The sequence below is a fragment of the Chryseobacterium pennae genome (assembly GCF_003385515.1).
Lineage (GTDB): Bacteria > Bacteroidota > Bacteroidia > Flavobacteriales > Weeksellaceae > Chryseobacterium > Chryseobacterium pennae.
The window spans coordinates 22,928-40,806 of the sequence record NZ_QNVT01000006.1; the positions used below are offsets into that span (position 1 = coordinate 22,928).

The following is a 17,879-nucleotide window of genomic DNA, read 5'->3' on the forward strand; positions in this document are numbered from 1 at the left end:
AAAAATGACCAAAAAATTATTCAAGAAACTGACCGCAGTGCTCATGACATTAGTGATGTCAGCTGTAGCATTTGCACAGCAGGGCTACGAGCCGATCCGCGGGATGGGCGTAGAAGCAAAACCGGTAAATAACTCCGGAATCTGTTTAGCATGTTATAACGGAAGTATGAATCCGGTGGTAGATGCTAATCTGGATAATAGTGTAAATATGGGAAACTTTGCTTCTTTGATAAGTGGCAACGGAATTTCCGTAAAAAACAAAAATACAGCTTACCCGGCAGGATATATTACCGGATTTAATGTGGATCTTGGGACAAGCTTTATTACGATTGATCTTTTAAGTTCTTTAAGAATCAGCACCTATAGAAACGGAGTGCTTCAGGAAACTACTTCCAGCAGTACCCTTTTATCGGTGCCGGCATTCGGAGGAAGCAAGAACAGAATCTTTTTACATTTTAAAACTTCTAAGGAGTTTGATGAAGTGAGATTGTATCAGACCAATGTTCTTTCTGTATTCAGTGCTATGAATGTGTATTATGCATTTGCATTTGATCCTGCAAGAGTACCTGTTGATAACAATGGTATTTGTGATGATATCATTGCAGGAAGTGGGGTGGACGGTAATGTATCAGGAAGCAGTAGTTTTCTTGCTCCGCTTTCTTACGTTCAGAACAAAGAAAATATAGGGGATGGAAATAAAAATTCATTTGGAAAAGTTGTTCTTCCAATTGGATTGTTAGGATCTTACTCAGTAGGAGTTTTAGATAAAAACCAGGTATACCCTGCAGGAAACAGAACAGGATTTGTCATTGAGCCTGATGATCAGGGGAAATTACTAAGCGCTGAATTTTTAAAGAATATCACTATTGAAACGTACTTATTCGGACAGCTTCAGGATTCTAAGCAGTTGTCTGATGGTGGTGGTTTGATTAATATTAAAGTTCTTGGATACGGTTCTGGAAAACAGAAAGTAACTTTAACAACTACTAAGCCTTTTAATGAAGTAAGATTAAAAATTACTCAGACGGTAGGATTTAATCTTGGAGCACTTAAAGTGTATTATGCTTTTGAAGAGCCGATCTCTTGTGAATGTGATGATAAAATTCAGACCAGTGGATCAGCAGTACCAGGAAATCTGGTAACGGGATCAAGCTGGACATCAGGGCCTGGATTCCTTGGTCTTATTTTGGCTAAAATGACAAATCCTGAAGCAATTGTGGATAACAATCCTTCTAATTATGCTACAGCAACAATTCCGGCTGCATCTATCTTCAGTATCTTCTCTGCATATGCTACAGTAAGCAGTAATACGACACTTCCTGCGAATACGATGGCTGGATTTACAGTGGAAAAAGCTGGAAACCTTCTTGGAGTAAGCGTACTGGAAAATATTACAGTAACATTATATAATGGGAATACTGTAACAGACAACTTTACAAGTTCAGGAAGTCTTATCAGTGGAAATTTCTTTACAACGAATTCCAATAAATTTTATGTAGGAGGAAAGGCTACAAAACCTTTTAACAGAATGAAAATTACTTTCAATAGCGGTACAGCAGTTCGTATTCCTCAAAACTATTACATCTATAATGCATTTGCAAGCAAAGATGATGATAATGATGGAGTGCCAAACTGTTTCGATCGTTGTCCTAACGGTGATGACAGTATTGATAATAATGGTAACGGTATTCCTGACTGTGCTGAAGGATGTACAGTGGTAAATGATAAATCGCCTACACTGGATACAGATGGTGACGGTATTGTAGATGCATGTGATTTTGATTCCGATAATGATGGTATTCCTGATTCAATGGAAGACTTTGATAAAAACGGAAAATTTGAAGATGATGATATGGAGGGTGATGTTCTGATTACGCCAATATTAGGAGATTCTGTGCCAAACTATCGTGATCTGGATTCTGATAATGACGGAATTTTAGATCTGTTTGAATCAGGTATTCCAACTTCAGTAATTGACCAGATTGATGCAGACCATAATGGTATTATTGACAGTGGTGTTGCAGTAGGGAAAAATGGTTTGGCAGATATCCTGGAAACTTATCCGGATTCCGGAACTTTAAAATACCCAATCAAAAATACAGATGGTGATAATCTACCTGACTTCCTGGATGTTACTTCTAACGGTTCAGACTTCGATCTGTATCAGATAGGAAAAGGTAACCTTGATACAATGGGCGGCGGATTTATCTCTACGATTAATGATGGTGATAAAGATGGTATTCAGGCTGTAGTAGATACAGATCTTGTGAAAAGAGGAGCGCCAAAGTCTCCACTTTCACCATATGCTTCATTGTTGAAAAATGCACAGACAGCTTCTGCAAAAATAGCAGGAAAGTCAGAAATAACACAAGCAGCTAATGATGTGAAGATTTATCCTAACCCTGTAAAAGCTGGAGAAAGCCTTATGGTTACAGCAGCAGAAGAAGGAACTTACACATTGTTCTCTGCAGAAGGAAAAGTCGTGAAGTCTGGTAAATTCTCTGCACGTACAGGTATTGATACCTCTGCATTGCCTACGGGAATTTATATTATTAACATAGATACTAAATCAACTGCAAAATCTTATAAAGTTATTGTGAAATAACCATAAGAATACTTAGTGTTAAAGAAGGGCTGCTCAGAAATGAGCAGCCCTTTATTTTTTTAATGACCTCAAAATGAGGGAGATTAATTTGTTATTGTGGATAACTTTTTGTATCTTTGCACCTCTTTTGGCGCGAAAAATTGTTTGTAATTTTATAAAATATTGAAAATCAACTCTTTCATTGTGTGAAACATGAAAGGGATTTCGTATTTGTAGATATTGCGGGTAATACCGTCTCAAAAGTAAGAAAAATATTTTGCATTACGCTGTGAAAAGATATACCAGTGTTGCAGTTAGGATTAGATTATTAAGAATAAAAAACAAAGAATAAAGACAATTTCTAATAGCGCCAAACATTTGAAGTCTTTTATCTTTTCTCTCTTTTCTTCTTTCTATCCTGATATTTTTAAATGAATCAAAATATTTTTTAACCCTTTCTTAAAAGTTTTATGAGTAAAACAAAATCAACAACTCAAGGAAATCCGAGAATTAATTTCTCATCAGCGAAAGGAAAAATCATCACTCCAGACTTCTTGGATATCCAAATCGAGTCTTTCAGAGAATTTTTCCAGCTTGATACACTTCCTGAAGCCAGAAAGATGGAAGCCCTTTACAAGACTTTCCAGGAGAATTTCCCAATTACGGATTCAAGAAACCAATTCGTATTAGAATTCTTAGACTATCTGGTAGATTCCCCACGTTATTCAATTGATGAGTGTGTGGAAAGAGGACTTACTTATTCAGTTCCTCTAAAAGCAAGACTTAAACTGTACTGTACTGACCCGGAACATGAAGATTTCCAAACAGTGGTTCAGGATGTATATTTAGGTCCGGTTCCTTACATGACACCAAGTGGATCTTTTATCATCAATGGTGCTGAAAGAGTTATCGTTACGCAGCTTCACCGTTCACCTGGTGTATTCTTCGGACAGACTTACCACGCAAACGGAACCAAACTTTACTATTCAAGAATTATCCCTTTCAAAGGATCTTGGATGGAATTTACAACCGATATCAATAGCGTAATGTACGCGTATATCGACCGTAAGAAAAAGTTACCATTAACAACTTTATTAAGAGCTATCGGTTACGAATCTGATAAGGATATCCTTCAGATCTTCGACCTTGCTGAAGAAGTGAAAGTTTCTAAAGCTGCCCTTAAAAAAGTGGAAGGGAGAACATTGGCTGCGAGAGTATTGAACACTTGGTTCGAAGACTTCGTAGACGAAGATACAGGTGAAGTAGTTTCTATCGAAAGAAACGAAATCATCTTAGATAGAGAAACTATCCTTGAAAAAGAACACTTAGATCTTATCCTGGATGCTGGTGTGAAATCTATCCTGATTCACAAAGAAAACAGCAATGAATTCTCTATCATCCAGAATACATTACAAAAAGACCCTACGAACTCTGAGAAAGAAGCAGTAGAGTATATTTATCGTCAGTTAAGAAACGCAGATCCACCAGATGAGGAAACAGCAAGAGGAATCATTGAAAAATTATTCTTCTCTGAGCAGAGATACTCTTTAGGTGAAGTAGGACGTTACAGATTGAATAAAAAATTAAGTCTGAACATCCCGACTACAACTGAAGTTCTTACTAAAGAAGATATCATTGCGATTGTAAGACACTTAATTGAGCTAGTAAACTCAAAAACAGATGTTGATGATATTGACCACTTATCAAACAGAAGAATTAAAACTGTTGGTGAGCAATTAGCAGGACAGTTCGGAGTAGGTCTTTCAAGAATTGCAAGAACAATCAAGGAGAGAATGAACGTTAGAGATAACGAAATCTTTACTCCGCTTGACCTTGTTAACGCGAAGACTTTAACATCTGTAATTAACTCGTTCTTCGGTACCAACCAGCTATCTCAGTTTATGGACCAGACCAACCCTCTATCAGAGATCACTCACAAGAGAAGATTATCTGCACTAGGGCCTGGTGGTTTATCAAGAGAAAGAGCAGGTTTCGAGGTTCGTGACGTTCACCATACTCACTACGGAAGAATTTGTCCGATTGAAACTCCGGAAGGACCAAACATTGGATTGATTTCATCTCTAGGGATCTATGCTAAAATCAACAGACTTGGATTCATAGAAACTCCATATAGAAAAGTAGAAGACAGTAAGATTAATCTTAATGCTGATCCTATTTATCTTAATGCTGAAGACGAAGAAGATAAAGTAATTGCTCAGGCAAACGTTGAATTGAGCGATAACGGAGACTTCTTAACAGACAGAATTATTGCAAGACTAGATGGTGACTACCCTGTAGTTGAACCAGCTCAGGTTAACCTTATCGACGTTGCACCAAACCAGATCTCTGGTATTTCCGCTTCATTAATTCCATTCCTGGAGCATGATGATGCGAACCGTGCATTGATGGGATCTAACATGATGCGTCAGGCCGTTCCTCTATTGAAGCCACAGGCTCCAGTTGTTGGTACAGGGCTTGAGCAGCAAGTTGCAAGAGATTCAAGAATCTTAATTAACGCTGAAGGTACAGGTACTGTAGAGTATGTAGATGCTGACAGAATCGTTATTAAGTATGAAAGAAGTGAAGACGAAGATTTAGTACAATTCGAGTCTGCTACTAAAACATATAAACTTACTAAGTTTAGAAAAACTAACCAGAGTACAACAATCACACTAAGACCAAACGTAAGAGTAGGTGATGTAGTAGAGAAAGGACAAGTACTTTGTGACGGTTATGCTACTGAAAAAGGAGAATTGGCTCTTGGTAGAAACTTAGTGGTAGCGTTCATGCCTTGGAAAGGATACAACTTTGAGGATGCAATCGTAATCAACGAAAAAGTTGTACGTGAAGACTGGTTTACTTCAATCCACGTAGATGAATATTCACTGGAGGTTCGTGATACTAAATTAGGTATGGAAGAACTGACAGCAGATATTCCAAACGTTTCTGAAGAAGCTACTAAAGATCTTGACGAGAACGGTATGATCAGAATCGGTGCTGAAGTGAAGCCTGGAGATATCATGATTGGTAAAATTACTCCAAAAGGTGAATCTGACCCGACTCCTGAAGAAAAACTTCTTAGAGCAATCTTCGGTGATAAAGCTGGTGATGTAAAAGATGCATCATTAAAAGCTGACTCTTCATTAAGAGGGGTTGTTATCAACAAGAAATTGTTCTCAAGAAACATCAAAGACAAAAAGAAGAGAACTGAAGAAAAGCTTAGACTTGAAGAAATTGAAAACACTTACAAGGCTAAATTTGATGAGTTAAGAAATACTTTAATTGAAAAATTAAATACACTGGTAAGCGGTAAAACTTCTCAAGGGGTACAAAATGACCTTGACGAAGAAATCATCGGTAAAGGGGTGAAGTTTACTCACAAATTATTAACTTCAGTTGAAGATTATGTAAACGTTAGTGGTGCAGACTGGACAGTAGACGCTGACAAGAATGAATTGATCAAACAATTGATTCACAATTACAAAATCAAATATAACGATATCCAAGGGGTTAAAAACCGTGAGAAATTTGCAATTTCAATCGGAGATGAGCTTCCAGCAGGGATCATGAAGTTGGCTAAAGTTTACATCGCTAAGAAACGTAAACTGAATGTAGGGGATAAAATGGCAGGACGTCACGGTAACAAAGGTATCGTTTCAAGAATCGTTCGTGAAGAAGATATGCCATTCCTTGAAGACGGAACACCTGTAGATATCGTATTGAATCCACTAGGGGTACCTTCCCGTATGAACATCGGACAGATCTATGAAACAGTTCTTGGATGGGCTGGTCAGAAGCTGGGAATGAAGTTCGCTACGCCAATCTTTGATGGAGCAACTCTAGATCAGATTACTGAATATACAGAGAAAGCAGGACTTCCTAAATTCGGACACACTTACCTTTATGATGGTGGTACCGGAGAAAGATTTACTCAGGCTGCAACAGTAGGTATCATTTACATGTTGAAACTAGGACACATGGTTGATGATAAGATGCACGCACGTTCTATCGGTCCTTACTCATTGATTACTCAGCAGCCGTTAGGAGGTAAAGCTCAGTTCGGGGGTCAGAGATTCGGAGAGATGGAGGTTTGGGCACTTGAAGCATTCGGTGCATCCAACATCCTTAGAGAGATCCTTACTGTGAAGTCGGATGACGTGATTGGTAGAGCAAAAACTTATGAAGCAATTGCAAAAGGTGAATCTATGCCTGAACCAGGTATTCCGGAATCATTCAATGTATTACTTCATGAGTTACAAGGTCTTGGATTAGACGTAAGACTTGAGGAATAAGTTCCATTTGAAATTATTTATTTGAAATTTGAAATTCTGTACGCAGATTTCAAACAAAAATTCAAAATAAATTTTTTAGGGATTATAAATCTCAAATTTCAAATGTCAAATCTCAAATTTAAAAAAAATGTCAAATAAAAATAAATCAAGTAGATTTAATAAAATAACCATCGGTTTAGCTTCACCGGAGTCTATTTTACAAGACTCAAGAGGGGAGGTTTTAAAGCCGGAAACTATTAACTACAGAACTCACAAGCCTGAAAGAGACGGGCTATTCTGTGAGAAAATCTTTGGTCCTGTAAAGGATTACGAATGTGCTTGTGGTAAATACAAGAGAATTCGTTACAAAGGGATCGTTTGTGACCGTTGTGGAGTAGAAGTTACTGAGAAAAAAGTAAGAAGAGAGAGAATCGGGCACATCAACCTTGTAGTTCCAATTGCACACATCTGGTATTTCCGTTCATTACCAAACAAAATCGGATACCTTCTTGGAATTCCTTCTAAGAAATTAGATATGATCATCTACTACGAAAGATATGTAGTGATTCAGCAAGGTATTGCTAAGAAATTAGACGGTTCTGATTTTGAAAATATGGAATTCCTTACAGAAGAAGAGTACCTTGACATCATGGAAACTCTTCCTGTAGAAAACCAATATCTTGACGATTCTGATCCAAACAAATTCATCGCTAAAATGGGTGCTGAAGCTGTTGAGGAATTATTAAAAAGAATCGATCTTGATTCATTGTCTTTTGACTTAAGACATAAAGCTCACAACGAAGGTTCTAAGCAAAGAAGAACTGAAGCTCTGAAAAGATTGAACGTTGTAGAAGCATTGAGAGGTGCTAATACAAGAATGATCAACAGACCAGAGTGGATGATCATGCGTGTACTTCCAGTTATCCCACCAGAACTAAGACCATTGGTTCCATTGGATGGAGGACGTTTCGCAACTTCTGACTTGAATGACCTTTATAGAAGAGTAATTATCAGAAATAACCGTTTGAAGAGATTATTGGAGATCAAAGCTCCTGAAGTAATCTTAAGAAACGAGAAGCGTATGCTTCAGGAATCTGTAGATTCATTATTCGATAACACAAGAAAATCTTCAGCAGTAAAATCTGAATCAAACAGACCATTGAAATCACTTTCTGATTCATTGAAAGGTAAGCAAGGTCGTTTCCGTCAGAACTTACTAGGGAAAAGGGTTGACTACTCTGCACGTTCGGTAATTGTTGTAGGTCCAAACTTACAGCTTCACGAGTGTGGTATTCCTAAAGATATGGCAGCTGAACTTTACAAACCATTCATCATTAGAAAACTAATTGAAAGAGGAATTGTAAAAACAGTTAAATCTGCGAAGAGAATTATTGACAGAAAAGAACCAGTAGTTTATGATATCCTTGAAAACGTGATGAAAGGTCACCCTGTTCTACTGAACAGAGCACCTACGCTTCACAGACTGGGTATTCAGGCTTTCCAACCTAAGATGATCGAAGGTAAGGCAATCCAGCTACACCCGTTAGTAACTACGGCCTTCAACGCCGATTTCGATGGTGACCAGATGGCAGTACACTTGCCGTTAGGACCAGAAGCGATCCTTGAAGCTCAGTTATTGATGTTAGGTTCTCAGAATATCTTGAACCCTGCAAACGGTTCTCCAATTACGGTACCTTCTCAGGACATGGTTCTTGGTCTTTATTTCATGACTAAAGAATTGAGCTCTACAGAAGATATGAAAGTGAAAGGTGAAGGTCTTGCATTCTATTCTCCTGAGGAAGCGGAAATCGCTTATGCAGAAGGTAGAGTTTCATTAAATGCTAAAGTAAGATGTAGACTACCAATTAAAGAAGACGGTGTAATCGTAACAAGATTGATCGAAACTTCTGTAGGTAGAATCTTATTCAACCAGATTGTACCGAAAGAGTCAGGATATATTAATGAACTTCTTACGAAGAAATCATTGAGAAACGTTATTGGTAAAATTCTTGCTGATACGGATTTCCCTACAACTGTGAAGTTCTTGGATGCAATGAAAGACTTAGGTTATTCAAACGCATTCAAAGGAGGTCTATCGTTCTCATTAGGGGATATTGTAGTTCCTGTTGAGAAAAAGCAAATGATTGCTTCTTCAATTGAAACTGTAGACGAAATTAGAGCTAACTATAACATGGGTCTAATTACCGATACAGAACGTTATAATCAGGTAATCGACGTTTGGACAAACACCAACGCAGGATTAACTGAAATGATCATGAGCAGAATGAAAACTGACCAAGGTGGTTTCAACTCTGTATATATGATGCTTGACTCTGGAGCGAGGGGTTCTAAGGAACAGATCCGTCAGTTATCAGGGATGAGAGGTTTGATGGCGAAACCGCAAAAAGCTGGTTCTACCGGTGCGGAGATCATCGAAAACCCGATTCTTGCAAACTTTAAAGAAGGTCTTTCCATCTTAGAATACTTTATCTCTACCCACGGTGCCCGTAAAGGTCTTGCGGATACCGCTCTTAAAACTGCCGATGCTGGTTACCTAACCAGAAGATTGGTAGACGTTGCACAGGACGTTATCGTTACAGAAGATGACTGTGGAACTCTAAGAGGTACAGAAGTTACTGCACTTAAGAAAAATGACGAGATCGTTGAAAAGATCTCCGAAAGAATCTTAGGTAGAGTTTCTTTACATAATATCTATGATCCTGAAAGTGATGAGTTAATCGCTGAAGCTGATCAGGTAATTAATGAAGTATTAGCTAAAAGAATTGAAGCAGCTGGATTAGAAGCTGTTGAGGTTCGTTCTCCATTAACTTGTGAGGCTAAGAAAGGTATCTGTGCGAAATGTTACGGTAGAAACTTAGCTACAGGTAAGATGATTCACATGGGTGAAGCGGTAGGTGTAATTGCAGCACAGTCAATTGGGGAGCCAGGTACTCAGCTTACGTTGAGAACCTTCCACCAAGGGGGTACTGCAGGAAACGTATCAGAAAACCCATCAATCGTTGCAAGAAGAGATGGTATCGTAGAAATGGATGAGGTAAGAACAATTACTTCTGAAGATGAAAACGGTAATACAGCTGAGGTTGTGGTTTCACGTTCAACAGAATTCAGATTAGTAGCTGATAACGAGTCTAGAACTCCGTTAATGGTTGCTAACGTACCTTACGGATCTATATTATCTGTAAAACCAGGTGATAAAGTGAAGAAAGACGATGTTATCTGTAGATGGGATCCGTATAACGCGGTAATCATTGCTGAAACTTCAGGTAAGGTAGAATACGAGGATATTATCCAGGGTATTTCATTCCAACTTGAAATTGACGAACAGACAGGATTTGAAGAGAAAGTAATCTCTGAATCTAGAAATAAGAAAGCCGTACCTACCCTGAAGGTGGTAGATTCTAAAGGAGTTGAGCAGAAAGCATACAACTTACCGGTAGGAGCCCACTTAATGGTAAACGATGGTGAGAAAATTAAGGCTGGTAAAGTCTTAATCAAAATCCCAAGAAAATCTGCAAAAGCAGGGGATATCACCGGAGGTCTTCCAAGAGTTACCGAATTATTCGAAGCAAGAAACCCTTCAAACCCAGCGGTTGTTACTGAAATCGACGGGGTAGTTTCTTACGGAAAAATTAAGAGAGGTAACCGTGAATTGATCGTTGAGGCTAAAACTGGAGAAAGAAAAATTTATTTAGTTAAATTATCTAACCAGATCTTAGTACAGGAGAATGACTTCGTAAGAGCTGGTTCGCCACTTTCTGACGGTTCAATCACTCCGGACGATATCTTAAGAATTAAAGGCCCAACAGCCGTTCAGGAATACTTAGTAAATGAAATTCAGGAAGTTTACCGTCTACAGGGGGTAAAAATCGACGACAAGCACTTTGAAATCATCGTAAGACAGATGATGACAAAAGTATCTATCGTGGATGGAGGTGATACTCAATTCCTTGAAGCAGCTCTTGAACATAAGTATGACTTCCTGGAAGAAAACAACAGAGTATTCGGTCTTAAAGTAGTAGTAGAAGCTGGTGATTCTAAAGAATTCAAACCAGGTCAGATGATTACTGCAAGAGAATTAAGAGATGAAAACTCTAAACTGAGACGTGAAGACCAAAGCTTGGTAGAAGTAAGAGAAGCTCTTCCTGCTACAGCAACTCCTGTACTACAAGGTATTACAAGAGCAGCTCTTCAAACGAAATCTTTCATGTCTGCAGCTTCATTCCAGGAAACAACTAAGGTTCTTAACGAAGCAGCAGTTGCTGGTAAAGTAGACAACCTTGGAGGTCTTAAAGAAAATGTAATTGTAGGTCACAGAATTCCTGCAGGTACAGGTCTTAAAGAGTATCAGAATGTTATCGTAGGTTCTAAGAAAGAATTCGAAGACCTTAACTAAAATTAATGATTTGAAATTTGGGATTTGAAATTATTTTTATATTTTCACAATCTCAAATTTCGAATTTTAAAAACATAATTTATAACAATGGACAACAATCAAAATCCACAAGACGGAAACATCAACATCGAATTAAACGAAATGGTAGCTGCTGGAGTTTATGCTAACTTAGCATTGGTAAACCACTCTCCATCAGAATTTGTAGTAGACTTTATTCAGTTGATGCCAGGTGTTCAGCAAGCTAAAGTAAGATCAAGAATCATTCTTGCTCCACTTCATGCTAAAAGAGTATTAAGCGCTCTTCAGCAGAACATCGCTAATTACGAGCAGCAGTTCGGAGAAATTAAAGAAGTTGAGCCTTTCGTATTAGGTGGAAACAACGTGCAAGCGTAAGATTTCTTTTACAATAAAATAAGAATGCCCCGGTTTTACCGGGGTATTTTTTATTCAGCTTTTCACTTACGAATTGGCTGATCATACATCTTATTTCTTTTATGATTTGAACCTGAAGTACAGATTCTGGTCTGAAATATAGATTCTGATAAAAATTGTTTCATTTATGGGACAATTTTTTTTATTTCAGATTGTTAATGAGGTGTATTATTTTATGGTAAATATTTATTTAAATAGGCTTTAAGATGGAGTTTGTTTATTAATAATGAAAGAAATTTATTTTTAATGAATCGTTGATCCTATTTTATATATTTGTTTCAAAATATTGACGAAAGGATATGGACAATCAATTTATTATTCAAAAATTCGGATTTTTGGGAAACGATTTTCTGGATGAGTTTCAGAAACATGCTGTTTTAACAGATATAAAATCAAAGACCGAAATAGTAAGAGAAGGGCAGAAAAATAAATATGTACCCTTTTTGATCAAAGGGTCTATAAAAGTTTTTACACTCAATGACGGCAGAGAGCTGATCTACTATTATATCAAGGAAAATGATAGCTGTCTGATGACCTTTTCTTCTATTTTTACAGATTATATAAGCAGGGTATACGCAGTTGCTGAAGAAGATTCCGAAGCATTGCTGGTTCCCGTTTCCATCATGCATCATTGGCTGTTGAAATTTCCAGAGATCAATAAATTGTTTTACCGTGAGTATGACAAACGATTTTCAGAAGTTATGAGTATGGTAAATGATGCTGTATTTCATCGTCTGGATAAAAGAGTTCTTAATTATATCAAACAACAGATTTCCATTACCGGGCAGGACCCTATCAAAATTACCCACAGAGAAATTGCCAATAATCTTGGTACTTCCAGAGAAGTAGTAAGTAGGGTTTTGAAAAAAATTGAAAGCGATGGAGATATCCTACAAACAAAGGAAGGGATTAAAGTAGTTGAAGATCAAAATTTTAGATTGGTTTAATTTATATTGTCTTATAATTTCTTAATTTATGATTGATAAAAACTATTTTCTTGGTGGCTTTTATCACATGTTTTTGAATTGATAACACGATAGATTTGTTATATCATAATTTAATATAAATCATAATATGACGAAGGCTCTCTTATTTTTGTCGGTATTATCATCAGTTTTTGCCTTTGCACAGGAAGATCTGCTGAAGGATATCGATACTCTCAAAACCAATACTGATACCTCACAACCTGCTTTCAAGGCACTGCAGATTGTGACCGGGCAATCTACTAAACTTGTAGCCAAAAAAGAATGGTATATGGTTGTTGCACACCGGTTTGGTAATATAAGTGATGGGTTTAAAAATTTTTTCGGACTGGATAATGCTTCCACTAAATTAGGGGCAATCTATGGAGTTACAGATGATATATCCTTAAGCCTGTCCAGAGAAACAAATATGAAAACCTTTGAGGGCGGCGTAAAATACAGATTGCTGAGGCAAAATGAGAGCTTTCCGGTAGATATTGTTGGGTATAATGTAATGGGGGTCAATACAAATCTTGATAAAGATAACTATCCACACCTTAGATTCAGTGACAGGATGTCTTATCTTACCCAAGCTTTGATTTCCAGAAGATTCAGTGATAAGTTTTCGTTACAGCTTACTCCTTCATACGTACATAAAAACCTTTACGAGCCCACTAATGAAGATAAAAATCAGTTTTTAGCAGGGTTAGGCGGGCGTTATAAAATTTCAAAAAGAATTTCTGTAAATGCAGAATATTTTGTGAATTTCGATAATCACAGTTTTTATAAGAATCCATTATCATTAGGAGTGGATATAGAAACCGGAGGACATGTTTTCCAGCTTTTATTTACAAACTCCCAAATCAATTCAGATATCGGATATCTTACCAATGCATCCGGAAATTGGGGAAAAGGAAATATTTTCTTTGGGTTTAATCTTTATAGAGTTTTTTAATATGAAAAAGTTAATATACCTACTGACCATATCATTTGCAGCAATTATTATTGCCTGTGAAAGCAGAACCTATGAGGAGATTTCAGAAAATACTCCCATCATATTGCCTGTAAAATATACAACAGATATAAAGCCGATTATGGATAATAATTGTATAGGGTGCCATTCTGCAACAAGTTTTAAACCTTTGGCTACTTATGACCAGGTAAAAAATAATATAGATGGTATCCTGAACCGAATTCAAAGAGCAAACGGAGATCAGGAAAAAATGCCGAAAGGAGGATCATTATCCACTACACAGATCAATACTTTCATTAAATGGAAAGCTGATGGTTTAACTGAAAACTAAAAAAGATTTGATATGAAAAAACTAACACTTCTTAGCGTATTTTTGCTTTTTACCGGTTACGCTTCCGCTCAGAAATACAGTTCCAAAACAGGTAAAGTAACATTTGAAGCATCAGTACCTCTGTTTGACGATATTTATGCTCAGGATGACAATAACCTTGTTATTCTTAATGCCGACACAGGAGAAATGGCATCCGTTTCTGCAGTGAAAAACTTTCATTTTAAAACAAAACTGATGGAAGAACACTTCAATGAAAGCTATGCGGAATCAGCCAAGTATCCAAAAGCAACATTTAAAGGGAAAATTGTAGCTTTTGATAAATCCAAACTGACTGCCAGTCCACAGAAATATACTATCCAGGGAACCATGAACTTTCATGGAGTAGATAAAACTGTAGCCTCTGCTGCTACAATTTATCTGAAAGACGGGAAAGTTTATTTGCAGGGACGTTTTGTAGTAAAACCAGCCGATTATAAAGTGACAATCCCTAAAATGGTTACTAAAAAGATTGCTGAAAATATAAATGTTGAGTACAACTATATCCTGATAAAATCATGAGAACCCTTATTGTAGCACTATGCATGTTTCTGGGCTCCTTATTGCTGGCTCAGGAAAAAACAAAATCGATATTTGATATTGCCAGAAGCGGAACCGTTTCTGAAGTAAAAGAACTGATGAAAACCAATCCGGATATCATCAATCAAACCAATGATGGAGGCTTTTCACCCCTTATTTTAGCTTGCTATAGAGGAAATATAGAAGTAGCAGAATTTCTGATAGATCATGTAAAGGATGTAAATTATAAAAGCAAAGAAGGAACAGCCCTTGCCGGCCTCTCAGTAAAATATAACAAAAAGCTGGTAGAAGATTTATTAAAGAAAAAGGCAGATCCAAATATTGCAGATGGCACAGGTGCTACACCTCTCTTTTGGGCAGTGAAATTTGGGAATAAAGAACTGATAGAGCTCTTACTTCAATATAAAGCAGATAAATCCATAAAAGATTCAATGGGAATGACTCCTTTTGAATATGCATTACAAACACATAAAGAAGACATTATTAACATCTTAAAAAACAACAAATGAAAAAAACTTTATTTACATTAGGATTACTCATCGCGAATTTTGCATGGGCACAGTTTTCCTCAGGAACGGTAGCCCTTTCGGCTACTAGTATGACGGTAAAATTAGATACAACTCCTACAGGGGTAACCCTTACATTAACCGGGGATAGTAATTCCATGCTGGGCATAGGATTTGGAACTATAGGTATGGCTTCAGGATCTGATGGATTTATCTATAATGCTTCTACTAACAGGGATTATACATTTATAGGAAAGACGATGCCTAATCCAGATACCAGCCAAGATTGGACGGAAACATCAAATACAGTATCCGGAAGTACAAGAACTATTGTGGCAACAAGAAGTCTTTCTGGTAGTGCTGGTGATTTTGCAATTGCAAATGCAGCGGGAACAATCAATATCTTTTATGCACGTAAGACCGGTACTACTTTAGGGTATCATGATGTAGGAAGAGACTATGCAACTTTAACAATGGCTTCCAGTACGCTATCAACAAATGAAGTTGCTGCTACTGAAAGTAAAAAAGTCTTAATTTATCCTAATCCGGCTAAAGAAACGGTTAATTTCAAGAATTTTGACAAAATAAAATCAATTGAAATTTACGAAGCCACAGGAAGAAAAGTGAAATCTGTGGCCTCTGAAAAAGAAAGTATCAGAGTAAATGATCTTAAGTCAGGAACTTATTATTTTGAAATCAGATTGAAAGATGGTAGCCTATCGTACGAAAAACTGATTAAAGAATAAAAAAACACATCCAAATATTTTCAAAAACATCTCCGAAAAACAGAGATGTTTTTTTGTTTGCTGAAAATAGGCTCTGGGGCTCATTATTCAAGGGTTTATGATTGTTTTTTTTATATATTTGTGTAGTAAGCGCCTGTCATGAAAATTACTTTTGAAGAATACAATCCATCCTGGAAAATTCAGTTTAAAACCATTAAAAATGAACTGAAAGAAAGTATAGGCTTTTTACATCCCAAAATAGAACATATCGGAAGTACTTCTGTAGAAGGTTTGTCTGCTAAACCTATTATCGATATTATGATTGGGGTAAAAGATGAATCAGAACTGGATCAAATTCCGCTTTTATTACAGGGAAAAGATTATGTCTACTATGAAAAATATAACGAAGATATGCCTTATCGCCGTTTTTTTATTAAACTGACAGATCAGCCTCCAAACCTGGGATTTCCAGAGATTATTCATACAGGAGAAGAAATTCCTGAAGACCTCCACAATCATCATCTCCGTATCGCTCATATTCATACAATTCCTGTATCATCAGAACACTGGCTCCGCCATATTGCCTTCCGTGATTACCTTCGTTCCCATCCTGAAGTGAAGAATGAATATCAGCAGCTAAAAGAGCAGCTCAGTACAATGGAATGGTTTGATGGTAATGATTATAACGAAGGAAAAGATCCTTTTATAAAAAGAGCAGAACAGAAAGCTATTCAATGGTATTTACATAATCAAAAACTTTAACAGCGACCCAATGAAAAAAGATTTAAAAGAAATAGCCAGACAGTTTGCTAAATCCAAAACGCTGAATGACTTTATAGAATATGGAGGAGTGGCTGCAGCTATTGAAACAGCAGATGGTAATATTTATACAGGAATCAGTATTGATACGGCCTGTTCTATGGGCTTTTGTGCTGAACATAGTGCCGTAGCGGAAATGCTGAAGAATGGAGAACACTATATCAAAGCTGTAGTAGCTGTAGGAAATGATGGGAATGCAGTTCCGCCCTGTGGACGTTGCCGAGAATTGATGAGCCAGCTGTCCAAAGAAAATCTTAACGCTATCATAGAAGTAAAAAATGGTGTTTTCGCGACTTTAAAAGAATTAATGCCTTATGACTGGAAAGAAGATCTTGACAGAGAATGGTAAATGTAGTATAAAAAATAAAATTAAAGATCCATGGAGTTTAAAACCTTAGCCAATGTAAATATAGAAGAGCTTTTAGCAGTATTCAATCATTCCTTTTCCGATTATATTGTTCCTTTTCATCTAACCAAAGAAGTTCTTGTTTCTAAAATTGAGACAGAAAAATTAGATATGAATCTATCAGTAGGAGCTTTTGAAGGAGGAAAACTAGTAAGTTTCATTCTTCAGGCAGAAAAACTGGAGAAGGGTCAGAAGATTATTTACAATGGGGGAACTGGTGTAGTGCCGGAAAGCAGGGGAAAAGGGTTAGTGAGAAAAATGTATGATTTTATCATTCCTATATTAAAAGAAAGAAACGCAGATATACTGTTACTGGAAGTGATTGAAGGAAACGCCGCTGCTATCAGGGCCTATGAAAACTTAGGTTTTAAGATAGTCAGAAGATTACTTTGTTTTAAAGGAGATATTAATTCAACAGCAGAAAATACTAAGATCACAATTAAAGAAATGAAGGATATCCAATGGGAGGAGCTACGTTCTTTCTGGGATATAGAACCTTCATGGCAGGGAGCCGTTTATGTACTGGATCCTATGCCGGAAAACTTTAAAACTTTGGGTGCATATACCGATGGAAATCTGGTAGGATATATTATTTACAGTCCGGTAACCAGGAAAATATATCAGATTGCAGTTCATAAAGACTACAGAAAACAGGGGATAGGTGCCGTACTTTTTACTGCTATTGCGGATGGACAGCCAATTGCTATTAATAACGTAGATGATGCATCCAAAGAAACCGCTGTATTTCTTGATAAAAAAGCAGGGCTGCAGAATTGGTTATCGCAGTTCGAAATGAAACGCAGCATTTAATAAATATTTTTCATTTGAATTTAAAAATAAAAGGTTTTAATATACTTTTAACCTCTTAAACTTTTCAGGG

Annotated in this window: 13 protein-coding genes; all 13 read left to right on the forward strand. The window is 36.9% G+C overall.

Going from position 1 to position 17,879, the window contains the following annotated elements; genetic code table 11:
- The first annotated feature begins 4 nt into the window (after positions 1–4).
- The 13 genes from DRF65_RS08045 (at position 5) to DRF65_RS08105 (ending at position 17,809) form a co-directional block, all read left to right on the forward strand.
- The gene (locus tag DRF65_RS08045) at positions 5–2,605 is read left to right on the forward strand and encodes a T9SS type A sorting domain-containing protein (RefSeq protein WP_115970253.1); all 2,601 of its coding nucleotides are present in this window, start codon (positions 5–7) and stop codon (positions 2,603–2,605) included.
- A 449-nt stretch (positions 2,606–3,054) separates the two neighbouring features.
- Positions 3,055–6,876 carry a DNA-directed RNA polymerase subunit beta gene (gene rpoB, locus DRF65_RS08050; protein WP_115970254.1) on the forward strand — a complete coding sequence of 1,274 codons (3,822 nt, stop codon included), beginning with the start codon at positions 3,055–3,057 and terminating at the stop codon, positions 6,874–6,876.
- 127 nt (positions 6,877–7,003) lie between these two features.
- Positions 7,004–11,269: a DNA-directed RNA polymerase subunit beta' gene (gene rpoC, locus DRF65_RS08055; RefSeq protein ID WP_115970255.1), complete on the forward strand. Its 4,266-nt coding sequence runs from the start codon at positions 7,004–7,006 to the stop codon at positions 11,267–11,269.
- An 87-nt stretch (positions 11,270–11,356) separates the two neighbouring features.
- Entirely contained in the window at positions 11,357–11,662 is a 306-nt protein-coding gene (locus DRF65_RS08060; RefSeq protein ID WP_034723398.1) for a DUF3467 domain-containing protein, read from the forward strand.
- A gap of 338 nt (positions 11,663–12,000) precedes the next feature.
- Positions 12,001–12,648 (forward strand): Crp/Fnr family transcriptional regulator, encoded by a 648-nt coding sequence (locus DRF65_RS08065; RefSeq protein WP_115970256.1) that lies wholly within the window; start codon positions 12,001–12,003, stop codon positions 12,646–12,648.
- A 127-nt stretch (positions 12,649–12,775) separates the two neighbouring features.
- The gene (locus DRF65_RS08070; protein ID WP_115970257.1) at positions 12,776–13,618 is read left to right on the forward strand and encodes a DUF5777 family beta-barrel protein; all 843 of its coding nucleotides are present in this window, start codon (positions 12,776–12,778) and stop codon (positions 13,616–13,618) included.
- 1 nt (position 13,619) lies between these two features.
- The gene (locus tag DRF65_RS08075; RefSeq protein ID WP_228438578.1) at positions 13,620–13,967 is read left to right on the forward strand and encodes a hypothetical protein; all 348 of its coding nucleotides are present in this window, start codon (positions 13,620–13,622) and stop codon (positions 13,965–13,967) included.
- Positions 13,968–13,979: 12 nt separating this feature from the next.
- Positions 13,980–14,525 (forward strand): YceI family protein, encoded by a 546-nt coding sequence (locus tag DRF65_RS08080; protein ID WP_115970259.1) that lies wholly within the window; start codon positions 13,980–13,982, stop codon positions 14,523–14,525.
- On the forward strand, positions 14,522–15,052 hold the full coding sequence (locus DRF65_RS08085) for an ankyrin repeat domain-containing protein (RefSeq protein ID WP_115970260.1): 531 nt from the start codon (positions 14,522–14,524) through the stop codon (positions 15,050–15,052). The genes DRF65_RS08080 and DRF65_RS08085 overlap by 4 nt, the downstream gene beginning before the upstream one ends.
- Positions 15,049–15,795 carry a DOMON domain-containing protein gene (locus tag DRF65_RS08090; protein WP_115970261.1) on the forward strand — a complete coding sequence of 249 codons (747 nt, stop codon included), beginning with the start codon at positions 15,049–15,051 and terminating at the stop codon, positions 15,793–15,795. The genes DRF65_RS08085 and DRF65_RS08090 overlap by 4 nt, the downstream gene beginning before the upstream one ends.
- A 138-nt stretch (positions 15,796–15,933) precedes the next feature.
- Positions 15,934–16,536 carry a GrpB family protein gene (locus DRF65_RS08095; protein WP_115970262.1) on the forward strand — a complete coding sequence of 201 codons (603 nt, stop codon included), beginning with the start codon at positions 15,934–15,936 and terminating at the stop codon, positions 16,534–16,536.
- A 10-nt stretch (positions 16,537–16,546) separates the two neighbouring features.
- Entirely contained in the window at positions 16,547–16,942 is a 396-nt protein-coding gene (locus DRF65_RS08100; protein ID WP_115970263.1) for a cytidine deaminase family protein, read from the forward strand.
- 30 nt (positions 16,943–16,972) lie between these two features.
- On the forward strand, positions 16,973–17,809 hold the full coding sequence (locus tag DRF65_RS08105; RefSeq protein WP_115970264.1) for a GNAT family N-acetyltransferase: 837 nt from the start codon (positions 16,973–16,975) through the stop codon (positions 17,807–17,809).
- The last annotated feature ends 70 nt before the right edge of the window (positions 17,810–17,879 follow it).

Excerpts from the sequence above, each read along its gene's own strand:
- DRF65_RS08045 (WP_115970253.1), top strand. The coding sequence starts at position 5 with ATGACCAAAAAATTATTCAAGAAACTGACCGCAGTGCTCATGACATTA.
- DRF65_RS08095 (WP_115970262.1), top strand. The coding sequence starts at position 15,934 with ATGAAAATTACTTTTGAAGAATACAATCCATCCTGGAAAATTCAGTTT.
- rpoC (WP_115970255.1), top strand. The coding sequence starts at position 7,004 with ATGTCAAATAAAAATAAATCAAGTAGATTTAATAAAATAACCATCGGT.
- DRF65_RS08075 (WP_228438578.1), top strand. The coding sequence starts at position 13,620 with ATGAAAAAGTTAATATACCTACTGACCATATCATTTGCAGCAATTATT.
- DRF65_RS08080 (WP_115970259.1), top strand. The coding sequence starts at position 13,980 with ATGAAAAAACTAACACTTCTTAGCGTATTTTTGCTTTTTACCGGTTAC.
- rpoB (WP_115970254.1), top strand. The coding sequence starts at position 3,055 with ATGAGTAAAACAAAATCAACAACTCAAGGAAATCCGAGAATTAATTTC.
- DRF65_RS08070 (WP_115970257.1), top strand. The coding sequence starts at position 12,776 with ATGACGAAGGCTCTCTTATTTTTGTCGGTATTATCATCAGTTTTTGCC.
- DRF65_RS08085 (WP_115970260.1), top strand. The coding sequence starts at position 14,522 with ATGAGAACCCTTATTGTAGCACTATGCATGTTTCTGGGCTCCTTATTG.
- DRF65_RS08065 (WP_115970256.1), top strand. The coding sequence starts at position 12,001 with ATGGACAATCAATTTATTATTCAAAAATTCGGATTTTTGGGAAACGAT.
- DRF65_RS08105 (WP_115970264.1), top strand. The coding sequence starts at position 16,973 with ATGGAGTTTAAAACCTTAGCCAATGTAAATATAGAAGAGCTTTTAGCA.
- DRF65_RS08090 (WP_115970261.1), top strand. The coding sequence starts at position 15,049 with ATGAAAAAAACTTTATTTACATTAGGATTACTCATCGCGAATTTTGCA.
- DRF65_RS08100 (WP_115970263.1), top strand. The coding sequence starts at position 16,547 with ATGAAAAAAGATTTAAAAGAAATAGCCAGACAGTTTGCTAAATCCAAA.
- DRF65_RS08060 (WP_034723398.1), top strand. The coding sequence starts at position 11,357 with ATGGACAACAATCAAAATCCACAAGACGGAAACATCAACATCGAATTA.